Origin of the sequence: Peribacillus sp. FSL K6-5616, from assembly GCF_038008245.1 — a bacterium.
Classification (GTDB): Bacteria; Bacillota; Bacilli; order Bacillales; family DSM-1321; genus Peribacillus; species Peribacillus frigoritolerans.
In genome coordinates this window covers 3,050,446-3,074,571 of record NZ_JBBOYT010000001.1, presented here as the reverse complement: position 1 = coordinate 3,074,571, position 24,126 = coordinate 3,050,446, and the positions used below count along the sequence as shown (strand labels likewise).

The 24,126-nt window shown below is 40.8% G+C and carries 28 protein-coding genes and 2 riboswitches; of the genes, 22 read left to right on the top strand and 6 right to left on the bottom strand.

Annotated elements, in window-relative coordinates; genetic code table 11:
• Nucleotides 1–57 precede the first annotated feature (57 nt).
• The 5 genes from MHB45_RS14715 to MHB45_RS14695 all read left to right on the top strand — a co-directional run bounded on the left by MHB45_RS14715 (nucleotide 58) and on the right by MHB45_RS14695 (nucleotide 3,659).
• Nucleotides 58–666: a hypothetical protein gene (locus MHB45_RS14715; RefSeq protein ID WP_034308418.1), complete on the top strand. Its 609-nt coding sequence runs from the start codon at nucleotides 58–60 to the stop codon at nucleotides 664–666.
• 117 nt (nucleotides 667–783) lie between these two features.
• Complete coding sequence (gene rpmG / locus MHB45_RS14710; protein ID WP_028391797.1) at nucleotides 784–933, top strand: 50S ribosomal protein L33; 150 nt, start codon at nucleotides 784–786, stop codon at nucleotides 931–933.
• Between the two features lie 182 nt (nucleotides 934–1,115).
• On the top strand, nucleotides 1,116–1,688 hold the full coding sequence (locus MHB45_RS14705; protein WP_048682150.1) for a 5-formyltetrahydrofolate cyclo-ligase: 573 nt from the start codon (nucleotides 1,116–1,118) through the stop codon (nucleotides 1,686–1,688).
• 76 nt (nucleotides 1,689–1,764) lie between these two features.
• Nucleotides 1,765–1,953 carry a hypothetical protein gene (locus MHB45_RS14700; RefSeq protein WP_034308414.1) on the top strand — a complete coding sequence of 63 codons (189 nt, stop codon included), beginning with the start codon at nucleotides 1,765–1,767 and terminating at the stop codon, nucleotides 1,951–1,953.
• Nucleotides 1,954–2,120: 167 nt separating this feature from the next.
• Nucleotides 2,121–3,659 (top strand): rhomboid family intramembrane serine protease, encoded by a 1,539-nt coding sequence (locus MHB45_RS14695; RefSeq protein ID WP_048682154.1) that lies wholly within the window; start codon nucleotides 2,121–2,123, stop codon nucleotides 3,657–3,659.
• On the opposite strand, the gene MHB45_RS14690 is transcribed toward MHB45_RS14695, so the two are convergent.
• Entirely contained in the window at nucleotides 3,654–4,511 is an 858-nt protein-coding gene (locus MHB45_RS14690) for a hypothetical protein (RefSeq protein WP_048682157.1), read from the bottom strand. The genes MHB45_RS14695 and MHB45_RS14690 overlap by 6 nt on opposite strands.
• Before the next feature lie 213 nt (nucleotides 4,512–4,724).
• On the opposite strand from MHB45_RS14690, the gene MHB45_RS14685 reads away from it, so the two are divergent.
• From MHB45_RS14685 to MHB45_RS14665, 5 genes are all read left to right on the top strand, one after another.
• Nucleotides 4,725–4,946: a YqgQ family protein gene (locus MHB45_RS14685; RefSeq protein WP_048682161.1), complete on the top strand. Its 222-nt coding sequence runs from the start codon at nucleotides 4,725–4,727 to the stop codon at nucleotides 4,944–4,946.
• Between the two features lie 2 nt (nucleotides 4,947–4,948).
• Nucleotides 4,949–5,920 (top strand): ROK family glucokinase, encoded by a 972-nt coding sequence (locus MHB45_RS14680; RefSeq protein ID WP_048682164.1) that lies wholly within the window; start codon nucleotides 4,949–4,951, stop codon nucleotides 5,918–5,920.
• A gap of 150 nt (nucleotides 5,921–6,070) precedes the next feature.
• Nucleotides 6,071–7,924 carry an LTA synthase family protein gene (locus MHB45_RS14675; RefSeq protein WP_340907946.1) on the top strand — a complete coding sequence of 618 codons (1,854 nt, stop codon included), beginning with the start codon at nucleotides 6,071–6,073 and terminating at the stop codon, nucleotides 7,922–7,924.
• 761 nt (nucleotides 7,925–8,685) lie between these two features.
• On the top strand, nucleotides 8,686–9,852 hold the full coding sequence (locus MHB45_RS14670) for a M14 family metallopeptidase (protein ID WP_048682170.1): 1,167 nt from the start codon (nucleotides 8,686–8,688) through the stop codon (nucleotides 9,850–9,852).
• Nucleotides 9,853–10,025: 173 nt separating this feature from the next.
• A complete protein-coding gene (locus MHB45_RS14665; protein WP_048682174.1) occupies nucleotides 10,026–11,198 on the top strand; it encodes a YqgU-like beta propeller domain-containing protein in 1,173 nt (390 codons plus the stop codon).
• 41 nt (nucleotides 11,199–11,239) lie between these two features.
• Here the strand turns inward: MHB45_RS14665 and MHB45_RS14660 are convergent, their stop codons facing one another.
• Nucleotides 11,240–11,413 carry a DUF2759 domain-containing protein gene (locus tag MHB45_RS14660; RefSeq protein WP_034308396.1) on the bottom strand — a complete coding sequence of 58 codons (174 nt, stop codon included), beginning with the start codon at nucleotides 11,411–11,413 and terminating at the stop codon, nucleotides 11,240–11,242.
• Between the two features lie 233 nt (nucleotides 11,414–11,646).
• On the opposite strand from MHB45_RS14660, the gene MHB45_RS14655 reads away from it, so the two are divergent.
• Nucleotides 11,647–12,273 carry an MBL fold metallo-hydrolase gene (locus tag MHB45_RS14655; protein WP_048682180.1) on the top strand — a complete coding sequence of 209 codons (627 nt, stop codon included), beginning with the start codon at nucleotides 11,647–11,649 and terminating at the stop codon, nucleotides 12,271–12,273.
• A 307-nt stretch (nucleotides 12,274–12,580) separates the two neighbouring features.
• Entirely contained in the window at nucleotides 12,581–13,681 is a 1,101-nt protein-coding gene (locus MHB45_RS14650; protein ID WP_048682197.1) for a class I SAM-dependent methyltransferase, read from the top strand.
• 52 nt (nucleotides 13,682–13,733) lie between these two features.
• Here MHB45_RS14650 and MHB45_RS14645 read toward each other — a convergent pair whose 3' ends face one another.
• Both MHB45_RS14645 and MHB45_RS14640 read right to left on the bottom strand, forming a co-directional pair.
• Nucleotides 13,734–13,976: a DUF2626 domain-containing protein gene (locus MHB45_RS14645; protein ID WP_034308393.1), complete on the bottom strand. Its 243-nt coding sequence runs from the start codon at nucleotides 13,974–13,976 to the stop codon at nucleotides 13,734–13,736.
• A gap of 85 nt (nucleotides 13,977–14,061) precedes the next feature.
• Complete coding sequence (locus MHB45_RS14640) at nucleotides 14,062–14,763, bottom strand: helix-turn-helix transcriptional regulator (protein WP_048682184.1); 702 nt, start codon at nucleotides 14,761–14,763, stop codon at nucleotides 14,062–14,064.
• 215 nt (nucleotides 14,764–14,978) lie between these two features.
• Here MHB45_RS14640 and MHB45_RS14635 point away from each other — a divergent pair, with 215 nt between their 5' ends.
• From MHB45_RS14635 to MHB45_RS14595, 9 genes are all read left to right on the top strand, one after another.
• Entirely contained in the window at nucleotides 14,979–15,359 is a 381-nt protein-coding gene (locus MHB45_RS14635; protein ID WP_048682187.1) for a Spx/MgsR family RNA polymerase-binding regulatory protein, read from the top strand.
• Between the two features lie 95 nt (nucleotides 15,360–15,454).
• Nucleotides 15,455–16,540 (top strand): competence type IV pilus ATPase ComGA, encoded by a 1,086-nt coding sequence (gene comGA / locus MHB45_RS14630; RefSeq protein WP_373689754.1) that lies wholly within the window; start codon nucleotides 15,455–15,457, stop codon nucleotides 16,538–16,540.
• Nucleotides 16,524–17,558 carry a competence type IV pilus assembly protein ComGB gene (comGB, locus tag MHB45_RS14625; RefSeq protein WP_065421218.1) on the top strand — a complete coding sequence of 345 codons (1,035 nt, stop codon included), beginning with the start codon at nucleotides 16,524–16,526 and terminating at the stop codon, nucleotides 17,556–17,558. The genes comGA and comGB overlap by 17 nt, the downstream gene beginning before the upstream one ends.
• A gap of 76 nt (nucleotides 17,559–17,634) precedes the next feature.
• On the top strand, nucleotides 17,635–17,946 hold the full coding sequence (comGC, locus tag MHB45_RS14620) for a competence type IV pilus major pilin ComGC (protein ID WP_048688337.1): 312 nt from the start codon (nucleotides 17,635–17,637) through the stop codon (nucleotides 17,944–17,946).
• A gap of 7 nt (nucleotides 17,947–17,953) precedes the next feature.
• Nucleotides 17,954–18,397: a competence type IV pilus minor pilin ComGD gene (gene comGD / locus MHB45_RS14615; RefSeq protein ID WP_048688291.1), complete on the top strand. Its 444-nt coding sequence runs from the start codon at nucleotides 17,954–17,956 to the stop codon at nucleotides 18,395–18,397.
• Nucleotides 18,384–18,722, top strand: a complete 339-nt coding sequence (locus MHB45_RS14610; protein WP_048688295.1) for a hypothetical protein — start codon at nucleotides 18,384–18,386, stop codon at nucleotides 18,720–18,722. Before comGD ends, MHB45_RS14610 begins: the two co-directional genes overlap by 14 nt.
• On the top strand, nucleotides 18,670–19,149 hold the full coding sequence (gene comGF / locus MHB45_RS14605; protein ID WP_081088666.1) for a competence type IV pilus minor pilin ComGF: 480 nt from the start codon (nucleotides 18,670–18,672) through the stop codon (nucleotides 19,147–19,149). Before MHB45_RS14610 ends, comGF begins: the two co-directional genes overlap by 53 nt.
• Complete coding sequence (comGG, locus tag MHB45_RS14600; protein ID WP_048688300.1) at nucleotides 19,142–19,528, top strand: competence type IV pilus minor pilin ComGG; 387 nt, start codon at nucleotides 19,142–19,144, stop codon at nucleotides 19,526–19,528. Before comGF ends, comGG begins: the two co-directional genes overlap by 8 nt.
• Before the next feature lie 92 nt (nucleotides 19,529–19,620).
• Nucleotides 19,621–19,806 (top strand): YqzE family protein, encoded by a 186-nt coding sequence (locus tag MHB45_RS14595; RefSeq protein WP_048688303.1) that lies wholly within the window; start codon nucleotides 19,621–19,623, stop codon nucleotides 19,804–19,806.
• A gap of 44 nt (nucleotides 19,807–19,850) precedes the next feature.
• Here the strand turns inward: MHB45_RS14595 and MHB45_RS14590 are convergent, their stop codons facing one another.
• Nucleotides 19,851–20,648 carry a YqhG family protein gene (locus tag MHB45_RS14590; protein WP_048688306.1) on the bottom strand — a complete coding sequence of 266 codons (798 nt, stop codon included), beginning with the start codon at nucleotides 20,646–20,648 and terminating at the stop codon, nucleotides 19,851–19,853.
• Nucleotides 20,626–22,314 (bottom strand): DEAD/DEAH box helicase, encoded by a 1,689-nt coding sequence (locus tag MHB45_RS14585; protein WP_034308367.1) that lies wholly within the window; start codon nucleotides 22,312–22,314, stop codon nucleotides 20,626–20,628. Before MHB45_RS14585 ends, MHB45_RS14590 begins: the two co-directional genes overlap by 23 nt.
• 375 nt (nucleotides 22,315–22,689) lie before the next feature.
• A riboswitch (glycine riboswitch) is annotated at nucleotides 22,690–22,777 on the top strand.
• A 3-nt stretch (nucleotides 22,778–22,780) separates the two neighbouring features.
• A riboswitch (glycine riboswitch) is annotated at nucleotides 22,781–22,866 on the top strand.
• A 140-nt stretch (nucleotides 22,867–23,006) separates the two neighbouring features.
• On the opposite strand from MHB45_RS14585, the gene gcvT reads away from it, so the two are divergent.
• A complete protein-coding gene (gene gcvT / locus MHB45_RS14580) occupies nucleotides 23,007–24,113 on the top strand; it encodes a glycine cleavage system aminomethyltransferase GcvT (protein ID WP_340907945.1) in 1,107 nt (368 codons plus the stop codon).
• The last annotated feature ends 13 nt before the right edge of the window (nucleotides 24,114–24,126 follow it).

Genomic DNA, 24,126 nt, shown 5'->3' with positions numbered 1-24,126 from the left:
CTGTCAGCGCCTAACGATAAGTAATATAAAGATAAAAGAAGGGGAAGGGATGATTATATGAATTCGCTATTCGCTTATATGCCACAGGATAACCAGGAATTATTTCGTAAGGGATTAAAGGCTGGATTATGGATGGATGAGAGTTTTGATTGGTATCCTGAGGAGGATATGATGAGTCATCCTAATGGAGAGATCCGGACACTTTCACAGACGTATACCCAAGGGCAGGTGACCTTTTCGAAGTTCACGATCAGGAATACCTCATTCGAGACCAAGCGCCCAAAAGTGTTTTTTCACTATGAAAACGCTTTCGAAAGGCAGGCGGTGGCTTTTTATAGCCCGAATGAACGGGCGATCTTACATGTAGCCCCTCAATCGATTGCCTTATTGGGTGGATTGGTGAAAGGAAAAAGCATCTCTCAATATTGCATCCAAGGTAAGGGAAGCCTTTATCAAGAAGGATGCTTCAAATCATTGAAAGAAGGTCTCCTGGCTTATTCACCGCTCGCCAAAGGGGAAGTTACCAGTGTGTTTACGCTAGAAACGGAAATCTTACCGAAAGAATGTGTGGAAGCTGTGGCTTGGGTCATTCATGCCGAAACGAAAGAAGAAGCGAAAGTTATAAATAATCAACTCCTCCTGACGATGCAAAACGTAAACAATTAAGAATACGAAAAAGTTATGTTGGATTTCCCGAAAAACATACTAGCAATTCGCATTGAATAATGATATTATAGAAAAGTCCTATGTGAAAATGTCAATATGTTTGGAGGGAAATACACTATGCGCGTGAATATTACATTAGCTTGCACTGAATGTGGAGACCGTAACTATATTTCTAAAAAAAATAAACGTAACAATCCAGACCGTCTTGAGCTTAAAAAATACTGCTCAAGAGAAAAACGCAGCACGACTCACCGTGAAACAAAGTAAGCAACAGGATTTTTCCTGTTGTTTTTTTTATGCATTTCTTTAAGTCCTTCTTTTCTCTCTTTCCTTTAGTGAATATTTTCACCAGAATGCACGAATGATTCGGCGATTTCCGACATCGTATTTTCGTAAATGGACAAATATTATGAGATAATGATAGAAGTAGACTAAAGGAGTCGGAAGAGATGAGAGAAAACAAGAATAAGCTCCGTCAAGAGGTTAAGTCCCGTTTAATGGAGCTGACTAAAGAGGAACATGAAGTACTATCCAACAGAATCGCTGAAAACCTATTTGCATTGGAGGAATGGAAAAATGCTGATACCATTGGCATCACCATCTCCATTCCGCCTGAAGTCCCAACGGTACGGATCATCGAACAAGCATGGAGCGAAGGAAAAGTAGTGGCTGTACCAAAATGTGATCCCGAAAAAAAGACAATGGAATTCAAAAAAATTTCGTCCTTCAATCAGCTCGAGTCTGTTTATTACGGATTGCTGGAACCAGTGGCTGAAACAGCCAAGGCCTGCAAAGAGGAATTGGACGCATTGATCGTACCCGGCCTTGCTTTTAACAAGGAAGGGTATCGCCTAGGCTTTGGAGGGGGCTATTATGACCGTTTCCTATCTAATTACCGAGGAGATACATTGGCCCTTACATACGAGCTTCAATTAATGGATGGACTCCCGATAGAGGTACATGATCTAGCGGTGGGCAAACTCATTACCCCATCCAGGGTTATACGCACGTACGCCCATTAAGAAGAAGTTCATTAATTATCACTTTTAGCTCATAAAAATCCTATCCTGTATCACACTATTGATAGGAGGGATTGTTATGCTTCGATTAATTATTCAAATCTTCTTGGTTGGTTTAGCTGTTTATGCAGGCTACAAAAACCGGTACCGCCTGATAAATGTTGCGCTGTCCAACGGCATTTTAAGAAGATTTCTAGTGACTAAATCCTTGGATATGCCAATGTTCAGGGATAAAATGATGCAAAGCATGTTCACTCAGACCAAATGAGGATGCCCGCATCTTGAAAAGGGAACCTGACCAGGGGTTCCTTTTTTTTATTTTTTAGGAGCGGGAAAACAGTCTCCTTTTTTACTTTTTACATGATTTCGTCTATAGTTTTAATTAAAGAACAGGAATTTTAGAAGCTTAAGTTTTATTGGAAAGTGGGGAAGGCATTGGGATTTAAAGAGGATTATTTTTTTTGGGAAACCATAAGGGAGTTGTCTGCCCATTACGATTATCGAATGATCACAGTCACGGAAAACCATCAGGAGATTTGGCTTGAGAGCGATAAGAATAAGGAGTTTCCAGTCATAAGACTCATCCGCCATGATTTGGATTGGGCTAATTGGCTGAAACGCGATATCGAGCGAACATTGCAGAATGGGGAAAGAATCAGAAGGAAATTATACAAAAAGCCCATAAAAATATTAAGTATCTATGTTAGTAAATTCGCCCCGGTCGATGATCATGACTTTAGTTCACGGGTGGCCTCCTTTAAAAAAACGAATGTCAACACGTTCCTTCTAACTTGTGAGAACTTTCATGATTCGTTGCAAAACCTTGAACATGTTTTGAAAAAACCACTTTCAATTCAAGTTCTTGAGGAAAATGAAATAGATGAGGAAAAGGTTCTTACAGTAAAGAAGAACGCCATCTCGGAGTCAGTCAAAAAGGCTAAGGCCGAACAGAAGGTATTCCAAAATGCCAATAAGCCATTCTTTACATATATATTCATGGCGGTACAAATAGCAGTGTTCATCTTGATGGAGTTTAATGGGGGCAGCACCAATTCCAAGACTTTGATTGAGTTTGGCGCTAAATTTTCCCCTTATATCATCCAAGGGGAATGGTGGCGGTTCTTTACACCGATGATCGTCCATATTGGGTTCATTCATTTACTGATGAATACATTTTCGCTGTATTTGATTGGTGCTGAAGTTGAAAGGATTTATGGTAATGCCAGGTTCCTATTCATCTATATATTCGCTGGTTTCGCTGGAACCCTGGGCAGCTTCATCATGACCCCGAACCTTTCCGCAGGAGCGAGCGGTGCCATTTTTGGCTGTTTTGGGGCACTTCTGTACTTTGGCATCGTCTATCCGAAATTATTCATGCGCTCGATGGGCTCATCGGTGATCGTGTTGATCATCATTAACTTAATATATGGTTTCACCGTTTCGGGAATTGACAATGCAGGGCATATCGGAGGTTTGATCGGAGGGTTTTTGGCCGCTGGAGTGGTACATCTGCCAAAATCCAGGAATATCTTTCGGCAGCTGGCTTTTCTGATCGGGACGGTAATACTGACCTATTCCCTGCTGCAATTTGGTTTCAATCATCAGGAAAGTGCAGCTATCGATGATAATACCATGGCAATGCTGGCCCAAAAGTATATTGATGATGATGAAGAGGATAAGGCGGAAGAGATGCTATTCAAATATGTGGAGTCAAATCCTGATGCACCGCTATCGCTCTTTATGCTCGGAAATTTATCTTTTGATAAAAAGGACATATACAAGGCCAGGGATTATTATGAAAAAGCGATTGAAAGTAATCCGGATTTGCATGAAGCCCATTACAATCTTGCCTTGGTCTACATGAATCTCGAATCATTCGATCAAGCTAAAGAGCAAGCTGATAAGGCTATTGAGCTTGCCCCGGATAATAAGTCATACATTAAACTACTGGAAGAAATCGAAAAGCAACTATAACTTTTGACGCAGCATGATTGGGGTACCGTCTTTCAGGATAAACAAGACAAGTATTTCCCTTTGATTCTTCGCCATAAGCAATAGGGGGATGGTGCTACCTTGTGGACTCACAGTGGAGCCATCCTCCTTTTTTACTCCCAACACATAATTTTTGTATAGTCCTTCCCATAGTTTTCCCACAATTTCTTCCCGTTTGAATTGGGGGAAGGCAGCAAGCCATTGATTTTTCTTTGAAGGCAGATCTGTTAAAGAAATGATTTTGTACTGATCAAGATTAACCTGAAAGGCTTCCCCGGCTTTCTCCAAACCATTTCGAACCGTTTGATCTGTCAAGCCGTCCAGCGTTTTTTTCCACTGAATCTGTTCTTCTGAAAGGGGGCGGTGGAAAAATTGAAAAACCGGTGTCGTTACTGTATAGAGTTTATCTTTACTGAGCTGCTGGGCACTGGTGAAAATGGTGTCACTTGGATGAACCTCGGCATAATGAAACGTTACAGCTTCATAACGCCCACTTTCGGATTCTTTATATTTCGCTTTTTGAGAGAGTTCTTGTTTATTTTGGCGCCAATTTTTTAAAGCTCCAGCCAATTTTCCATTTTTGTATAAAAGCGATACGTCCTGACGTAAGTAAGCAGGCTGATCCAACGTAGAATCCACCCTCCAAGTGATGGTATAGGTGGAATTCCCGGTACCTTTAGGTGTCAGGTTGGTGGAAGCATGTTCAAAATGGAGCGAGGAATCGATGGGAAAAAAAATGATGGTTTCCTCTGTCCGTTTATGATTTGATAAATAAAGGATGACAAAAATGGTGGTTAAAACCAAAAAGACGGTATACTTCAATTGTACTTTCATTTTTCCCCTCCGTTTTCACGCGTGATGAATGGTTTAAAATCATTAAGCTGTTAAATCAAATCAAAGGAGTCCATATTCTTGATATTTCATCATATGAATACAGTTGGACATGTATGAGGGGGATGGGGAAATTATCAAAAGAGGAAATGGGCGCTTGTTACAAAGGTGCTGATTCGATATACTTTCCTAAAGAAAAGAGTAAAGAGGTTTACTATGAAAACATATTATGATCTTCAACAATACTTGAAAAGATTTGGTACATTTATCTATATTGGCGATCGCTTAGCCGAGCTTGAACTGATGGAGGTCGAAATAAGGGAACTCCACCGTATGCAGATGATGGATACGAAAGATTATCAAATGGCGATTCTTTTAATCAGGCAGCAATTGTCTCTTGAAAGGGAAAAACAGAAAAAAATTGATAAAAAAAGGTGAGAATGATGGAAAAGTGGCTGATGGGTGTGGATTTAGGCGGTACAACTACCAAACTGGCTTTAATCAATTTATACGGAGAGATCATTCATAAATGGGAAATCAGCACGGACATCTCCGAAAAGGGAAAATACATTACGATTAACATAGCCAAAGCAATTGATGCGAAGCTCGTGGAACTTAATGAACCGAAGAGTAAGATAGTAGGGATAGGAATGGGGGCTCCCGGACCTGTGAAATTTGTTAACGGTTCCATATATGAAGCCGTCAATCTTGGCTGGAAGGACTATCCTTTAAAAGATTTATTGGAGGTGGAGACAGCTCTTCCAGCTGTGATCGATAATGATGCCAATATGGCAGCTTTGGGGGAAATGTGGAAAGGTGCCGGTAATGGAGCCAAAGACCTTGTTTGTGTCACTCTCGGAACGGGTGTAGGAGGCGGAATCATCCATAATGGCCAAATCGTCCATGGTACCAGTGGAGCTGCTGGGGAAGTAGGGCATATAACGGTCGTAACGGACGGAGGGGCACCATGCAATTGCGGCAAGACTGGTTGTTTGGAAACGGTTGCTTCGGCAACGGGAATCGTCCGTATGGCTTTAGAAGCCTTGAATGCCGCCGATGAAAAGTCATTGCTTCAGCAGAAAGTAGAAGAGGGAAATACGGTTACTTCCAAACTGTTATTCCAATGCGCCGCAGCAGGTGATCCCTTGTCCAAAGCTGTGGTGGATAAGGTAGGCAATTACTTGGGGCTGGCACTATCACATGTTGGGAATGTCATGAATCCAGATAAAATCGTCATTGGCGGGGGCGTTTCACAAGCGGGAGACATTTTGCTTGATACCGTTCGTTCTGCATTCGAGAAGTATGCATTCAAACGGGTTAGTAAATCAACGAAAATCAGCCTGGCCACTCTAGGCAATGATGCAGGGGTAATAGGTGCAGCCTGGCTCATTAAAAGCCAAATGAATACGTGATTCCATGCTGCCCTCTGGCAATCAGGGTAATAAGAAAAAAAGATGGATCTTCAAAGATAGTTCCCCCCTTCTGAGGGGGAGAACCATGACCCATTATTGAGGCGCTCTGGATCGCAGCTCCAGCGCTTCTTCGATGAGGAGGGACCAGGATTGAAAAGGGGCTTCAAAAAACAGGGATATTCATTGTTTTGGGTCGTATTGATTTCACTTTGGCTTAAAACATATATCGCCTATAAAACAAGTTTTGAGATAGATATTGATAATTGGATCCAGGAGTTCATACTATTCATCAATCCTGTCAGTTTCCTTTTACTTATACTTGGCGTGAATCTATTTTTTAAAGAAAATGGACGGACAGCATACTTATTGATCATGAGTTTTTTCATCACCTTCGTCCTCTTTGCCAATCTTGTTTTTTTTCGCTTTTTCAATGATTTTTTAACCATTCCCGTTCTTTTTCAAACGAGCAATATGAACGACCTTGGAAGCAGTGTACATGAATTGATCAATCCGAGTGATCTATTGTATTTTGCCGATATTCTGTGCTTGATGCTTCTGCTGAAATACAAACCAAAAACATTCCATGAAAGTCGATACAATCCCCAGGACCGTAAATTCTTTTTGTTAATGGCTTTAGGAGTGACATTTTTTAACTTGGCTTTAGCGGAAGCGGCGCGTCCTGAACTCCTGACAAGAACGTTTGACCGTGAAATCCTCGTTAAGAATATCGGTACGTACCATTATCACCTCTATGATGCAATATTACAGACGAAATCATCAGCTCAACGTGCACTTGCTGATGGCAGTGAATTGTCGGAAATCGAAAATTATGTCCGTGCCAATCAAAAAGAAGTTAATGATGAACTTTATGGTCTGGCAAAAGGCAAAAATGTGATTCTTATATCATTGGAATCCACTCAAAGCTTTGTCATCAATAAAACTGTCAACGGGGAAGAAATCACTCCTTTTCTGAACCAATTCATTAAAGATAGCTATTATTTCAATAACTTTTATCACCAAACCGGCCAGGGGAAAACATCCGATTCAGAATTCATTATTGAAAATTCCCTCTATCCTTTAGGTAGAGGTGCAGTATTTTTCACTCATGCCCAAAATGAATACAAAGCCACACCTGAAATCTTAACGGAAAAAGGTTACTATACGGCTTCCTTGCATGCCAATAATAAAAGCTTTTGGAATCGTGACATAATGTACGATTCTCTTGGGTACCAACGGTTTTATGATAGTGATGAATACAAAGTGTCTGAAGGGAATTCCATCAATTGGGGTTTGAATGATAAATCGTTCTTCAAGCAATCTATTTCTCACTTGAAGAGGATGCCTGAGCCTTTTTATGCCAAGTTCATAACGTTAACCAATCATTTTCCATTCACTTTGAATGAAGAAGACCGGACATTGGAACCTTACGATTCGAATTCCAAAACATTGAATCAGTATTTTCCGACCGTACGTTATACCGACGAAGCCTTGAAACAGTTTATCGGCGATTTGAAACGTAATGGATTATATGAGGATTCCATCATTGTTCTATACGGAGACCATTATGGAATTTCTGAAAATCACAACTCTGCCATGAGCCAGTTCCTTGGGAAGGAAATTACGCCATTCGAATCCATCCAGCTTCAGCGTGTCCCGCTCATCATACATGTCCCCGGGCAGAAGGGAAAAACGATTTCCACCGTTGCCGGCCAAATTGATGTAAGGCCGACTCTCCTTCATTTATTGGGAATTGAAAATGATGATTATATTGAATTCAGCAAAGATCTATTTTCCGAAGAAAAATTAGAATTCACCGTTCTTCGCGATAGCAGTTTCATCACGAAGGATTACCTCTATACGATGGATACCTGCTATGATAAAAAGACCGGGGCGGCGACTGCAAAGGATCCATGTGAGAAGTATTTGGAAAAGGCAAAGCAGGAGCTTGATTACTCCGACAAAATCATTTACGGGGATTTGCTCCGATTTTATGAGCAGCCTTGAAAAAGGAAACCTGGTGCAATCCAGGTTTCCTTTTGATTCTTTATTGGAATTGAAGCAGGTATAGAAACAGTTGACCTCTCTTGATTCGTCCACTTATTCTTGCCAATTAGGACGTGTCACTACTTTTGAGGATCTTTTCTTTCCGTACATTGTGCTCAAAAAAGAACTTGTTGCGCAATTATGTTTCGGTGATTGATACTCACTAATAAGTAACTGGTAATCGCAGGTGTTTTATAAGCTGCACGTGCGACAACAGCTTCCGGTTTTCCAACTCTCCCAATCAACTTTTCCGCTATAGAATTTTAGGATATTCCTGCCATATCACGTGTTACAATCGTGCCGACCACAAACTAAAGTAATCATTTCAAGCCGATATCAAGTTTTAATACTAAAAAAAGACGGTAGACAATCGTGTCCTATCTAAAAGTTAAAACAAAGTTGATTGGAACGTAAGGTGCGAGACTCCTGCGGGAAAAACGTGTCCAGGGGAGACCCCGCAGGCGCAAAGGCGCCGATGTGGCTCCCGGACCGCCTGCGGAAAGCGAGTGCCTGAAGAGGAAATGGACGTTCAAATTGCACAAACCCTAAAAAAACTGTAGGTGATTTTCAGCGAGTTTGTCTACTGAAACCCGGCGCAATCCAGGTTTTTTCGCTTTTTCAGGGAAATCAGTACCCCTTACAATTATGAAACAAGAGACTTCCTGAACATCTTTCTGTTTTTCCCTTCATAAAGATAAAACAATGAAAGGGGCGGAGGCTGAATGAAAGTTGTGAGCAGAAGCGGGGATGATTTGGCATATTACAGTCAATTGTTCCAAATTCCCCGGGTTTTGATTGAGGATGCCAATCCGGCCATTACTGGCGGTGTTTTGCCAAATGGCATCGAAGTACAGATACCTGGATACATTGTTCAGCAAGAGTCCCGGTTAGATATCGATTTTGCTGAAATCGCTTTACAATATCACCTGCCAATCGATGGGATAGTATTATTGAATCAAGATGGACAAAAGCCTTTTTCGGTACCCGTCCGGGTGATGAATCCCGTGATAGTCACCGACAAGCCCTACGAATATCAATCACTTCTTGACGATCTTGATGTTCTATCTTGTCATTACCCCTTTATTAAGGTTGAATCGGTAGGAAAGAGTGTGCTGGGAAAAGAACTCCTTGAGGTAAGAATCGGTCAAGGTGAAAAGATCATACATTATAACGGTTCATTCCACGCTAATGAATGGATCACTACTGCGGTTTTGATGAAATGGCTGAATGATTTTCTGCTGGCCGTAACGAATGATCGTACACTTTGCGGAATGGACTGTATGCCGTATTACCGGGATATGTCCATTTCGATGGTTCCAATGGTGAATCCGGATGGAGTCGACCTTGTCCTAAAGGGGGAGGAGGCGGCAGAGGGGAAGGTTGATGTTTTAAAAATAAATAATGGCAATCCTGCCTTTTATGCTTGGAAAGCCAATATCCGCGGTGTAGACCTGAATAACCAATATCCTGCTAACTGGGAGGTTGAAAAGCGCAGAAAGATTCCAAAAGCCCCTGCCCCGAGGGATTTTCCAGGAGAAACCGCGTTATCAGAACCAGAAGCATTGGCCATGAAGGAGCTGGCAATAAGACGGAATTTTGAAAGAGTGCTTGCACTTCACACCCAGGGAAAAGAATTCTATTGGGGATATGAGGGACATGAACCTGAACATGCAGCGAATGTTGCGAGGGAGTTTGAGGAGCGCAGCGGATATCGGGCCGTAAAATACGTTGACAGTCATGCTGGGTATAAAGATTGGTTCATTCAGGAATTCAAACGCAGTGGATTCACAATCGAACTGGGAAAGGGCATAAATCCGCTTCCGCTATCCCATTTGCCTGGTATATATGAAGATTCCGTCAAGATTTTGATGGCAGGACTATATATGTGATGCATTCCCCCTAAGGAATATACTTCCAAAAAAATATAAGATCATTATCCGCCACATTTTCTCTTTTTTACTTTATAATGAAAGAGAGTAAGGATTCGATTGATTAATCCTTACTCTCTTTCTAATGTCTCGCTCACATATGCCAGGCGTTTTAGTTTTGAAGTGGGAGGTGTGTGGAGATTAAAGTATCCAAAGCAGCACTTTGTATGCGGCTTTCCATTTGTAAGATGTTGTGTTTCGTCCCATTATTTATCTCCACTATCCTTCTTATCTCGGCTTGTGAGCCTTCCAAGGACCTTAGTAAACCCGTAAATGATTCGGAAAAAGAACACTCCCAATCTAACCAGGAAACTTCAGTAAGCAATTTAAAGGTACCGACCGCAGAAACGGAAAAAATCGAAGCCATTCTTGGATGGCTGGATTCAAAAACCATTTTATATTCTGTGAAGCGGGATGGTAATGAATTATCCCAGTTGATGGAATGGAATTTGGAAACGAATGAAACTTCCGTTTTCTATCAGCCGGCTTTTGCGTTTTCTGAAGTATCGATCAGTCCGTCTGGTACGCATATTTTGTTGTCGTCCTTTACCTCTTCGGATAAAGCATCAATCACAATACTCGATAGAACGGGGAATCCACTGTATTCCGTAGCGATCCCAGCCTATGAATTGGCTTATGAGTGGAATTCATTTAAAGATGGCCGGTTGTTTGTATCGAGCTTTTATGAAGATTGGACATACAGCAGTTATGTATTGAATCCAGATGAACAAACTATGGAAACTCTGGACTTTCCGCAGCCCTTTGCTCAATGGGCAAGTGAAAATGACTTGATGTTTTTGGATTGGGACAAAGAAGAACCTGCTTTGACGGCTCCCCTAGAAAAAAAAGCGCTGCATGGGGATGGGGCAGACAGCCTTATGCTCGATGTCATTCACTTTAAAAAAATGAAGCAAGCGCTGATGACGATTCAAGTGGAGACAGAAAAACAAGATCGGGGTACATATGCATTTTATGATCCAACAAACAAGCCGATCCACTCTTTTTCCGTGCCACTATTGAAAAGCTTTTCAGATTGGGTCATTCCATCCTATGATTTCATTGAAAAAAACAAGGAATTCATAACGTTTATTCCTAATGAATCAAAAGATGCGGACCAATATGAGGGAAGGTTTACCTTAACTAAATTAAATTGGGAAAAAGGCACACAAGAAGAATTGATGAAGGACATGGAAAATGAACCATTAAGCTGTTCGCTTGATGGCAACTTCTGCTTATATGGATATCAATTTGAGAAAATCATTGATATGAAAACCCATCAAATACAAAGATTGTTCAAACAAACATGATAACCTAAAACAAAAGCTCGCCGGATGGCGAGCTTTTTTCTTCAATGGGCAACAGGAAAACCGCTGTTGATGACTGTCATGACAGTGAACCAGCCAAACACGACTGCACTGCCGGCTGCAAAAATGAATCCTAAGAAGTTTCTCTTTTTTAATGAGGTAAACACAGCTGCTACTCCTAATATAGCCACAAGTCCGAAAACAACCATTAATATCATGTCAAAACCCCCTTTTTTCGTAATGAATACCTAATCCCTAATAATATACCCAGAGAATAAAGCAACTACCAAAAATATGTAGAAAAGATTGCATTTGTTAATATCTTAATATTTTTTCAATTATTTGTCGAGGTTTAATAGGTGACACTTCTATGACTTGAGTAAACTGGATTAACATTAGCAGCTTAATTAGTGTAAGATAAAGATAGAAAATCATATTGGAGTTGATGGAAATGAAATGGACACAAATTCCTCTAGGCCCGCTGCAAACGAATTGTTATGTAGTTTCCGATGGACAGGATTGCATCATTTTCGATCCGGGTGAAGAGCCACAGAAAATCATACAATACATACAAACAAAAAATTTAAAGCCTTTAGCGATTTTATTGACACATGCACATTTTGACCATATCGGTGCTCTGGATGCTATTCGGGACCATTATGGAATCCCTGCATATATTCATGAAAAAGAGGCCAAGTGGCTACTTGATCCCGCATTGAATGGTTCTCAAAACTGGTTCCCTGAAAGTCCAATGCGAATGAAGCCTGCCGATCACATCTTGGCAAATGAGCAAGAGCTTACTATTGGAGGATTCACTTTCGAAGTATTCGAAACCCCTGGACACTCACCAGGGAGCGTTTCGTATTATGTGAAGGACGAACGTCTCCTCTTTTCTGGGGACGTCTTGTTCCAAGGAAGCGTTGGCAGGACCGATTTAATAGGCGGAAGCGAGTCAGTGCTCTTAAATAGCATTGAAAAGAAGCTGCTGACACTTTCTGATGATGCTATCGTTTTTCCAGGTCATGGCCCTGTCACGACGATTCTGGATGAAAAGAATACTAATCCCTTTTTGAGATAATTACTTATACAGGTGCCGCTATGGCACCTGTTTTTTAAGTTCTTAATTATGTAAAAATATTGAAATGGGTCAATTCCGGAACTATACTGAATATAAAAAACAGGGTCTTCCCCAATGTGCATTTTTGAACCCTCCGCTGAAGTAATATTATTAAATTCATTTTGTGGATGCACTGTTATAACTGCGAGATAAAAATTTGGACATTTTGTGAACTGTAAATTTGTTTTCTGTATGAATGTCGTTAAAAAAACTTATTTACTGTGTTTTATAATAAGATGGAAAACTCATGGAGACGGAGGCTATTGTGTTGAAAAATCATTTAAAGGAATTGATTGCAGGAAGCCCGCAAAAAAGAATCTCCTATAATGACTATATGGATGCTGTTTTATATACGCCGAATATAGGCTACTATGCACGCGCAAAAGAGAAGATTGGCCCAAGAGGGGATTTTTATACGTCTGGCAATGTTGGCGATGCATTTGGGAGATCACTGGCGAGATGGTTCGTATATTTGATAAAAAGATGCGGAGTTTCACCAAGAATCATCGAGGTCGGCGCAGGGGACGGTAAACTGGCGTATGACATCCTCGTTTACATAAAAGAAACGGAACCGCAGATATGGGACTCTTTGACTTATATTCTTGTGGATGGCAGTCCATTTCATAGAAAGATTCATCAAGAACGTTTAGGGATATTCAAACAGGCAGTTTCTGCTGCCACTATAGAAAAATGGACGAATGTAAATGGAATCGTCTTTTCAAACGAACTTTTCGACGCGTTGCCTGTGTATGTCATTGAAAAGTATAAGGGAGCCTTGGTAGAGGTATTCGTCACTGAAAAGGAAGGCGATTTGGTAGAAGAGAGAGAACCTTTGGACAACCCTGACATTCTTTCTTACCTTACTGAACGAAAAATCACCTTACATGAAAAACAACGATACGAAGTTCCGCTAAACATGATCCGTGAATATGAGAAGATCGTTTCCTGTATCGAATCGGGTATTCTCCTTACAATTGATTATGGCTATACCGATAGGGAATGGAAGGAGCCAGCTCATCTTCAAGGGAGCTTGAGGGGCTATTATCGGCATCAAATGATTAAAGATGCACTTATGTATCCTGGTGATATGGATCTGACGACACATATCCATTTTGACACATTAATCGAGATTGGAAAAAGAAAGGATCTTTCCAATCAAGGGCTTTTTCTTCAAAATGAATTCTTGCTTAAAGCAGGGATACTAGAGGAATTGATGGGCCATCAAGGAAATGATCCATTCTCGAAAACGGCAAAGCGTAATCGGGCAATCCGGGGGCTAATCGTTCCTGGGGGATTTAGTGAACATTTCAAAGTGTTGCTTCAATCGAAGAATTTAGCAGATGATGTAAGGATCTTTCCTGAATGGTAACAAGTAAAAACCCATGAATCAAAATTCATGGGTTATGTAATATTGCTTGTTCTTAATGCGCAGCACCCGGAGTCATCATAAATACGCTCCAGTAGGAAAATCCTGCAAAGAAAACGGTAAGATAGGCGCCGAAAACATAAATATACATGCGCTCAGATAATTTCAAATAACTTAAAAGTACAAAAAAGATCGTTTGTGCAAAGAAAAGCAAAGACGTTTGATGCATATGGCCAAGATAAAAGAAAATGGCCATAATTCCTGTCCAAAATCCACATACTCTGAACATGCGTTCCATCCGAATCCCTCCTTATGTCTAGTCGTGTACATTCTAAATAATTATAAATGAAATTGTAAGGTAATGTAAAGGATGCCTTTTGTTTCTATGTGAGAACCGAAGCCTGGTATGAGCATGCTGCACAATTGGACATCATATTTTCTATTTCCACAATATTGACATTCTCAAACAAGGCTTCGAACATACCTTTTAAAAGTGAATTATGCATGGAGCAGATTGTTCCTGGCTCGACTTCAGTAACTTCCTTAAACGGGCAATTGAAGATACGGAAGGATATTTTATTTTCTTCTTCGCTTGCTTGTATTTCGGGAGATAACCCTGCAATGGTAGCCGCATTTTTAAGCATGTTGACTTTTTCCGCAAAAGCAAGCCGATCTACCGATGTCGAGTTCAGGGCTAGTTGCTGATTGATCAATTCCTCCCCGAATACTTTTCCCGTTTCATAAAGAGCCTGTTTTCCTTGTTCCCCTAATGTCATCATAGACTGGACGGCAATCTTTGCAAGCAGCTGATAATTCCTATATGGAAAATGAAGCTGTATGACTTTGTCAGATAATCGATAAAGTCTGCTTGGGCGACCGCCTTTCCCGGTCTTTCGGGAATTCGAGGTCAACATATCGATATCCTCAAGTTTTGACAAATGTAGACGGGCAACATTTGGATGGATGTTGAATGAATCGGCGATTTCCTGTACCGATACATCACCATGGTTGTTCACTATATGCTGATATATATAATATCTGGTGGGATCAGCTAACACGTTTGTTATTTTTAACGTTTGTTCCATTACACCCTCCTGCTATTCCATAGTTTACCTATGTCCATTATAATGCAGGCAGAAAAAAATGGAATAAGAGAAAGGGTAAACACTCTTTAGTTTAAAAAACGTTCACATTTAAAACGGTTTTATAAAGCAAATATGTATACATTAATTATACAAATGTTATACAATTATTGTATAGACTATAAATGTATACAAAATGTGAACGGGGAGTGATTAGTATGCCACAGTTAACTTTCTTTTCGTATCCAAGTTGTACATCTTGCCGCAAAACAAAAAAATGGTTAAGCGCCAATCAAGTTTCCTTCGATGAGCGACATTTATTCAGAGAGACTCCAACTGTAGCAGAGTTGAAAAGAATTCTTGAATTGACATCGGAAGGACTTGATGAAGTCTTGGCGACAAGAAGTGAAGCATACAAAGACTTACAAGTTAATATTGACGAAATGATGCTTTCTGATGTCATCCAATTATTAACAAAAGAACCGAAGTTATTAAGAAGGCCCATTCTCATAGACGGGGAAAAACTGGTCATTGGCCATAATGTAGATGCATTAAGAAATTTGGTTTCCCGGAGGCCTGATTTGAAAATGAGCATGTGAGATGATTCTCGAAGTTTTTTCGGGAATTTTTTTTATTATAAAGCAGGAATTTGTCGTGGATTGTCGAATCAATACAACAAGAAACATAGGAGGTGATGAATGAATTGATATCGATTGAAAAGACCGCAGAAAAAATACTAACCCGTGCCATCGTGGAGTCGGCATCGGATATCCACATTTTTTTTCGCGGAGAGGGGCCTCTCATCCAATTCAGGATAGACAATAAGCTTGTTCCCCAGGAAACATTATCATTTTTTGAAGCTGAAAGGCTGATCGCTCATTTGAAGTTCCTTGCCTCGATGGATATAGGGGAGAAAAGGAGGCCCCAGAGTGGCGCCATCACCATCAATTTGGCTAACCAGGTGGTCGGACTCCGCCTTTCCACTTTACCCACTGCCCATCTCGAAAGTTTGGTCATCCGCTTAATACCCCAACAGAATATCCTTCCTCTAGAACAGTTATCCTTATTTCCAAACACCGTTCAAAAATTGATTGCACTCCTGAAGCATTCCCATGGCATGCTCATATTTACCGGCCCGACCGGCAGTGGGAAAACCACGACTTTATATTCCCTGCTTCACCACGCCCATGAGATGATCAATCGAAATATCATTACACTTGAAGACCCCATTGAAAATGTATCCGAAAAGGTATTGCAAGTCCAAATCAATGAAAAGGCGGGCATTACGTATTCCGTCGGCCTAAAAGCTGTTCTGAGGCATGACCCGGACGTGATCATGGTTGGGGAAGTCAGGGATGCAGAAACTGCCAAAATCGCAGTCCGTGCCGCATTAACCGGTCATTTGATACTAACGACCATGCATACGAGGGATGCCCAGGGTGCCATCTCCAGATTACTGGAATTTGGTGTCAGCTTACTTGAGGTTGAACAGACTTTGATTGGCGTGACAGCGCAGCGGCTGGTTGAATTGCGATGTCTTACGTGTAAAGGGGATTGTGCTTTAGCTTGCAAAATGACTGCGAGGAATAAAAGGGCAAGTGTATATGAATTGCTATATGGAAAAAGTCTGGCTGAAGTTCTCCGGATAATGGGAGATGAAAAAGGAAAGGCAACGGTCAGCTACCGCCAATTAAAGGATGAAATCGGAAAAGCGGTTGCGATGGGCTATGTGGATGCTCAGGAATATGAACGGCTGGTATACCATGAAACCAAAAAGTAAATGGAAGGTAAAAGAGCAGGCGGTCTTTATTTCGAAGCTAGGTGAATTATTGAATCATGGTTATCCTTTGGCGGAAGCTTTACATTTTCTTGAATTTCAGGAATCAAAGAAAAAAGCGGAAGACTTCACTCAGGCTATAGCCGATTTAAGGAACGGCTACCCGTTGCACATGGTGCTGACCCATCTTAATTTTCATCCGCAGCTTGTAAGTTATATATTTTATGGAGAGCAATATGGCGACCTGGAACGGTCGTTGAAAGAAGGAGGGCGATATTGGAAGAAAAGAATCGAGGATATGGATAAAGTAAAAAAGTTAATGATGTATCCCGTATTCTTAGTCGTTTTTGTAAGCATCGTTTTTTATATTCTTCAGAGTGTTCTCCTTCCCAAATTCCAGACCATCTATTTCACCATGGATGTCGAGCAGCATATCCTCTTAAGATTAATGTCAGCCTCCACGTTCATTCTTCCAGCACTCCCCTTCTTATTACTCGGATTGCTCCTATTCTTGTATGCACTCAAACGGTTTTGGTTCAATGGATTATGCCCATTAAGGCAGCGAAGGATATTGATGGGAATTCCGATATTCGGGACGTTCATCAAATTATACGAAACTTATTTTTTTGCAAGCCAATTCAGTGGCTTGCTTTCCGGAGGGCTGTCGATTAACGATAGCATCAAATTATTCTCGATAAATCAACAGCAGCCTTTTTACCAAAAACTTTGCAATATCATCAAAGATGATCTGATCGAGGGCAGATCACTTGAAATGATTTTTCGGGAGCTCCCATATTTTGATGGGAATTTACCGGTGGTCGCTGCAAATGGTCAAAAATACGGCAGACTTGATGCCGAGTTACTTCATTACAGTCGTTTTATACTGGAGAAAATTGAAGAGAGAATGAATGCAATCTTGAAAATCATTCAGCCTTTAATGTTTTCACTGATAGGTCTTTTGATCGTGTCCATTTATTTGGCGGTTTTGCTGCCGATGTTCTCACTGCTCGAAGGTTTATAGGATTTCATTTTTGTATTCCGGAGGTGAAAATGCCCGAAGGTCATCTGGTATTCAGATGCTTCAGGAGCATGATGATATGTTGAAGAAAGTGATGAATGAACGTGGTTTTACACTAATTGAAATGCTTATTGTTTTACTGGTGATATCCATCCTTTTGATTATAACAATCCCCAATATCACGAAAAACCAATCCACAATCCAGTCTAAAGGATGTGAAGCTTTCGTGAAGATGGCCCAAGCACAGGTGCAGGCTTATGAAATCGATAATGCTAAATTGCCCGGAAGTATCGATGAATTGGAAAGTCAAGGCTATCTCAAACAGACTTCCTGCCCAAATGGGGATGAAATTAGTTTGGATAGTAAAGGAAAGATAACGGTCGTTGAGTAGGAGAGAAGTGAATATACGGCATTCCGATGGTGGGTACACACTATCTGAAACCCTTATTGTCCTCGCTATTTTTGTACTCCTTATTTCCATCGGTCCTAATTTATATCCCAGCTTCACTAAAGGAATGGAAAATAGGCTATTTCTTTCTCAATTCCATGAAGATCTTTTCTATGCTCAACAGTATGCCATCAGTCATGAGAGCTTGATTTACCTCCACATTGATAATACCAAAAAGGTTTATACCGTTTCGTCTTATAAGGAGGGGATCGTTTTAGAGAGAAGCATACCAGAGGATATACAGTTTTTAAGCGGCACTTTGGGGTACAGCTTCCATTTTAATCAATATGGAAATGCTTCCAAAGCCGGAACGATTATGATTGACACGTCAAAGGGAAAGTACAAACTAGTGCTCAATATCGGTAAAGGGAGGTTCCGGATTGAGAAATTGTAAAGGGTACGTCTACCTTGAACTGATGGCTGCATTTTCCGTTTGTATATTACTGGTCCTTGCCATTTTACCAATGCTTGAAGAGGTATTGACGCAACGGAAAGATATTTCCGTAAGGACAGAAGCCCACCATTTATTATATGAAAGGTTGACGGCGTTCATGGATGGGGAGATTCAGGCAGTTGGTCAGGAGATCATTTACAAAAAAAGAAGCTTTGAATTGGTTTGGAAGGACCATGGGGATTTCCCGGGAATGATTGAAGGGTGTGTACGCTATGAAGATGAAACGGGTAATTGGGAATCCATTTGTGATGCTGCAAAAAAATGATGGCTTTACGATGATCGAATTGCTTTTTTCTTTATTGATTTTAATGACGACGTCGCTTTTTGTTCTGCAGCTCTTCTCAATCATTCACACCCAGATGAGGTCCGTTGATAAATTGCATCCTAAAGAGTGGGAGGTCTTTACCATGCAAATGAAGCAGGAGGTCCGGAGTTCCAAAGCTCAAGATGTAATGGGAAACAAATTATATTTGCTTTCAGGTGAACAATTATCATCGCTGGAACAATATGAAGATAAGGTACGAAGACGAGTGGATGGTATGGGGCATGAGGTCATCTTGCAGAACATTTCGGAATTCCGGGTCGATAAGGATGGAAGTGTCATTGTTATAAATATAACGGATAAAGCAGGGACTACTTTCAGTCGAAGATTTCATCCCTTCTTTAGGAATGATACGAAAGTCGATGAATAATCAAAAAGGAGTCGTTTTCCCGATGGTCATGATTGTAGCGAGTGTTTTCATCATGTTCACGATACTAATGATCGACCAGTTTATCATTGATAAAAAGTTTTATAAAGAAGTGGAAGAGTCGCTTGTGGCCGACCATCTTGTCCATCTAGCCATCAAGGATGTGACGGCAGAGTGGGGCGAAGAAATCCCGAAAATCATCCAAGGGGAAAAATCATATCCCAATGGTGTGGTGCGATATTCCTTAATGAAGCAAGAAGGTCCTTACGTCTATATCGAGTTTTCTTCCAAAACTAAAAATGATCGAGAGGGAAGGGTCATCATTCAATACGATAAAGAAGCGGGGGAAGTGAAAGAATGGTTGGAGAAGCAAGCTGTGTAATACCAAAACGACAGGTTCACGTGTTCAGGGAGCAAGGGAAGGAATAAAAAAAGCGTAAACCGGACATACTTTGCGTAGGGTGATGATTTTATATGTCTACAAACGCTTATATTAAATATCTGACGCAGCAGCTTGTCGAGTATTTCAATCTGACGAAAAAAGAACGAAAAGAAAAACGCCGTCACAGAAAAGAGGATAAAAACCATGGTATGTCCCATTGGTTTGGCATTGTCCCTTTTGCTTTGTCGATGTTTGTAAGGAAAACGATCAAAAAGTAAAACAGATGTCCTGAACTTTGGACATCTGTTTTTTTGTTCTTCACTTATCCCAACGCCCTATCTGAAAGGTAAAATAATCCTCCGTTGATGATGGATATTCTGATGTTGGGTTCATATTGTGCTTTTAGTGCTTCTTTTTCGGTATAATAGCTCTCACTTTTTTCGTCCATATCCTTGTAAAAATGCTCCAATAAATTCAAGTCATTCTGCCAGCGCAGCATTGCCTCCTCCGCCCAGGAATGGTCATCATCCTCGAAACTGGTTCTGATGTATGTATCCAGTCTTGCCAATCCACTCTTGGGCATGATCAGAGGTGAAAGCGTAAAGGAGTAATCCGGTATTTTCGGGGTGACGTTAATCGGTAAAACCCGATGGTGAAACCCTTCCATTATTTCACCCGAGATTAAATTCAATCCGATTGACATGAAAGTATCTTTTTTGCGGTCGCATTGATACGATATTTTCACATTCAAGGTCAGCCAAGGAAACAAAGGATTATTTCTGCCTTTTGATGGAGGCGTATTCTCAAAAAGTCTAGTATACCCTGCCAGCTTTTTGGTTGATTGAATAATCTGGTGAAGGCGAGGGGAGCCAAAATGAATCATTTCTCCCTTTAAATCGGATGGAGCTTGTTCTGGGTCGGTAATGAAAGTAATCTGTGCCGGGTTCGGAACACCTCCTGTTTTTTCCAGATAATGCCAATAAAAGGGTCTGTTCATTAATTCCTTATCCATTTCAATCGTCAATTGCACTGTAAGGTGGGTTGGTGCATTATCCAGTATTTCACAATCGTTGGCTTTAAAGAAAGTGATTAAAAAATCATGAATTTCCCGTTGCTGCATGAACCTCACCTTCCTTCATTGATTGAGCGAATTGGATCAATGATGAAAAATTATCCATCTTGATTTTCATTTCGCCCTCTGTTTTGGACTCGCCGACCACATCAATTAAATATTCTTCAATGTTGTTAATATCCAGTTTGGTTAGAATATCATCCAATTCACCGATTACTTTTTCAAATAAATTTATTTTTTCGTATAGTAACTTCAGTATATGTTCTTCAACTGTATTTTTCGTGGCAAAGTTATAAATCATCACATCTTCTTCCTGACCAAGGCGGTGGATCCGTCCAATTCTCTGTTCAAGCCTCATTGGGTTCCATGGCAGGTCAAAATTAATCAAGTGATGGCAAAACTGAAGGTTTATCCCTTCCCCGCCAGCTTCTGTTGCGATTAATACCTGAATATTCTTTTGGAATAATTCTCGCATCCAGTCTTTCTTTCCGCGCTTAAAACCGCCCCGGAAAGGAACAGAAGAAATTCCATTCTGCTGTAGGTACCATTGGAGATATAGTTGAGTCGCCCTATATTCCGTAAAGATAATTACTTTGTCATCAATTTTCTTGATCAGTTCCAAAGCTTTTTCAGCCTTTGAGTTCTGGACCGTTTCATTCACTTTAGTAAATAAATCATCAAGCTTTGCCAAAAAATCAGGGGAAGGCTGATCGTATTTATCTCTCATATTCTTTAATGTATAAAAGACAGCCTCTCTGCTGCTGCATGCTTCCCTTTGGAGAGTGAGAGCCGAAAAGGCGCTTCCTTTTGATCCATCGGAAATTGGCTTGAATTTGGAAACAGCATCATACAATGCTTGTTCCGTTGGAGAAAATTCAATGGTGATGGTTTCCACATGCCGTTTTGTCCATTCAATGCCAGTATCGGCCCGCCGGTTTCGAATCATGACAGTGTTGACCAGTTCCTTTAGGTGTTCATCTTCAATTATGTTCCGGCCTTTCCCTTTATACTTTTCCGAAAAGAGTGAAGCATTTCCCAAGTGGCCCGGTTTCAATAACGAAACGAGGTGGAATATCTCCTCGACTTTATTTTGAATCGGAGTGGCTGTCAGGAGTAAACAAAATTTCTTTTTCAGATTTTGAACGAATTCATAGTTCTTCGTCTTATTATTTTTAAGTTTATGAGCTTCATCAATAATGATGAAGTCATATTCCTGAGTAAAGATGATATCTCGATGTGGAGCGCGTTTCGCTGTATCAATGGATGAAATGACCACATCACAGGAGTCCCAGACATAACTTTTTCTCTGAACGACTGCCGGAATATGAAACTTGGTATTCAATTCAAATGCCCATTGTGTGACAAGGGAAGCCGGAACAAGGATCAATACTTTTTTTACAAGTCCCCTAATCATATACTCTTTTAGGATCAAGCCTGCTTCAATTGTTTTTCCCAGCCCTACCTCATCAGCCAAAATGGCTTTTCCATTCATCTTTTCCACTACTTGCTTCGCCGCTTCCAATTGATGGGGAAGCGGGGTTAACTGAGGAAGGTGCTTGGGCGCCTGTAAACCTTCAAAATCAGGGATGATAAGGTTTTCCTCCATTTGAACCGCCAACTTATAAAGCTCCCAATTTCCCCATGGACCGTCATTTTCCATCTTTTGCAGAAACTCGTCATTCCATTCAGAATTGAAGGATATATTGATTTTCATAGAAATAACTCCCTCTTAAATCATAATTTCCTTAATATAAGGTCAAAACCCGAACATTTCATATGTGAAGTAAGATAAATATTTCTCTTCAAAAGTTATTGCAGAGATAAGTTTCTTAGGGTAGGATATAAGTATATTTAGAAAATTCCAATTTCCTAACGCTGCAAAGAATGTTTGTACATCGATTTTGCAGTTCGCGTTTTCTTAGTATGGGCTATATGCTCCTAATTTATCCAAGATTACCGAGGAGATCAGTTAAACGGTATCTGAAGTTTTAGGAGAATTGGCAGAGAATGCATTCCATTTATGTTCAAAGGTTTTACCGATGCTGGGGGCTTATTCGCTTCCTTTCAATGGTAGACCATTTATATGCGGGTGAAGATAAGGGGAGAGACTACGGATGTAGCGCCGAAGGAGCAAACTTAGCAGTGAATCTCTCAGGCAAAAGAACTCTTATTGGACGCAACTCTGGAGAGCGCCGCCCGTTATGGGACGCGGCCACCAAAGGGGAAAACCTATTACATAGGTAAACTTTCAGGTTTCAGGACAGAGAAAAAGCTCAAACGGGCTTTCTCTGTCCTTTTTTGTGCTTTTTTCACATCATGAATCAGGATGTATCTGATGCGTAATGACAAGAAGCTTTTGATAATGAAGCCAATTAATTTTTAAAAAAATCTGAAGGGGGTCATTTTTTGACCAATTTAAAAAGAACACCACTATTTGAGGTTTATCGTGAATACGGAGGTAAAACGATTGATTTTGGCGGCTGGGAACTTCCTGTCCAATTTTCGGGTATAAAGGATGAACATGAAGCCGTACGGACAAAAGCGGGGTTATTCGATGTTTCCCATATGGGGGAAGTCGATGTTAAGGGGCCTGGGAGCCTTTCCTTTTTACAGAAGATGCTGACCAATGATATATCAAAGCTGCAACAGGGCGGTGCCCAATATACAGCCATGTGTTATGAAAACGGAGGCACGGTTGATGATCTTATCGTGTATAAAAGGGCTGAGGACGACTATCTGCTCGTGGTCAATGCAGCGAATACAGAAAAAGATTTCAATTGGCTGCAAGCAAATTTAACGGAAGATGCCCAAATTACGAATGTATCAAGTGACTATACACAGCTGGCACTTCAAGGACCAGCTGCAGAGAAGATATTACAAAAACTATCGGGAAGTACTGACTTAAGTGAAATTGGACTTTTCAGGTTCAAGGATCATGTCATGATTAACGGTATCTCCACGCTGGTATCCCGTACTGGATACACTGGTGAAGATGGTTTTGAGATATATAGCGACAGTAAAAATGGCCCTGCCCTTTGGAAGGCGATTATGGATGCCGGTAAGGAAGAGGGGGTTCAGCCGATTGGTTTAGGTGCTCGTGATACCCTGCGTTTTGAAGCGAAACTGCCGCTGTATGGGCAGGAGCTTTCAGCGGACATCACCCCGATAGAAGCCGGGATTGGTTTTGCAGTAAAAGTGGATAAGGAAGTTGATTTTTTCGGGAAAGCCGTTCTTGCTGAGCAAAAGGAGAAAGGGGCTCCCCGAAAGCTTGTGGGAATTGAAATGATTGACCGTGGCATTCCACGTCATGGGTATAAGGTCTACAGCGGTGATGAAGTCATTGGCGAGGTCACGACTGGTACCCAATCGCCAACATTGAAGAAAAACGTTGGATTGGTACTTATCGATAAGGAATTTTCGGTTCTGGATGCGGAAGTCGAAGTGGAAATCCGTTCCAAACGTTTGAAAGCCGTTATAATACAAACACCTTTTTATAAAAAACCACGTAAATAGAGGGGAATGGTCA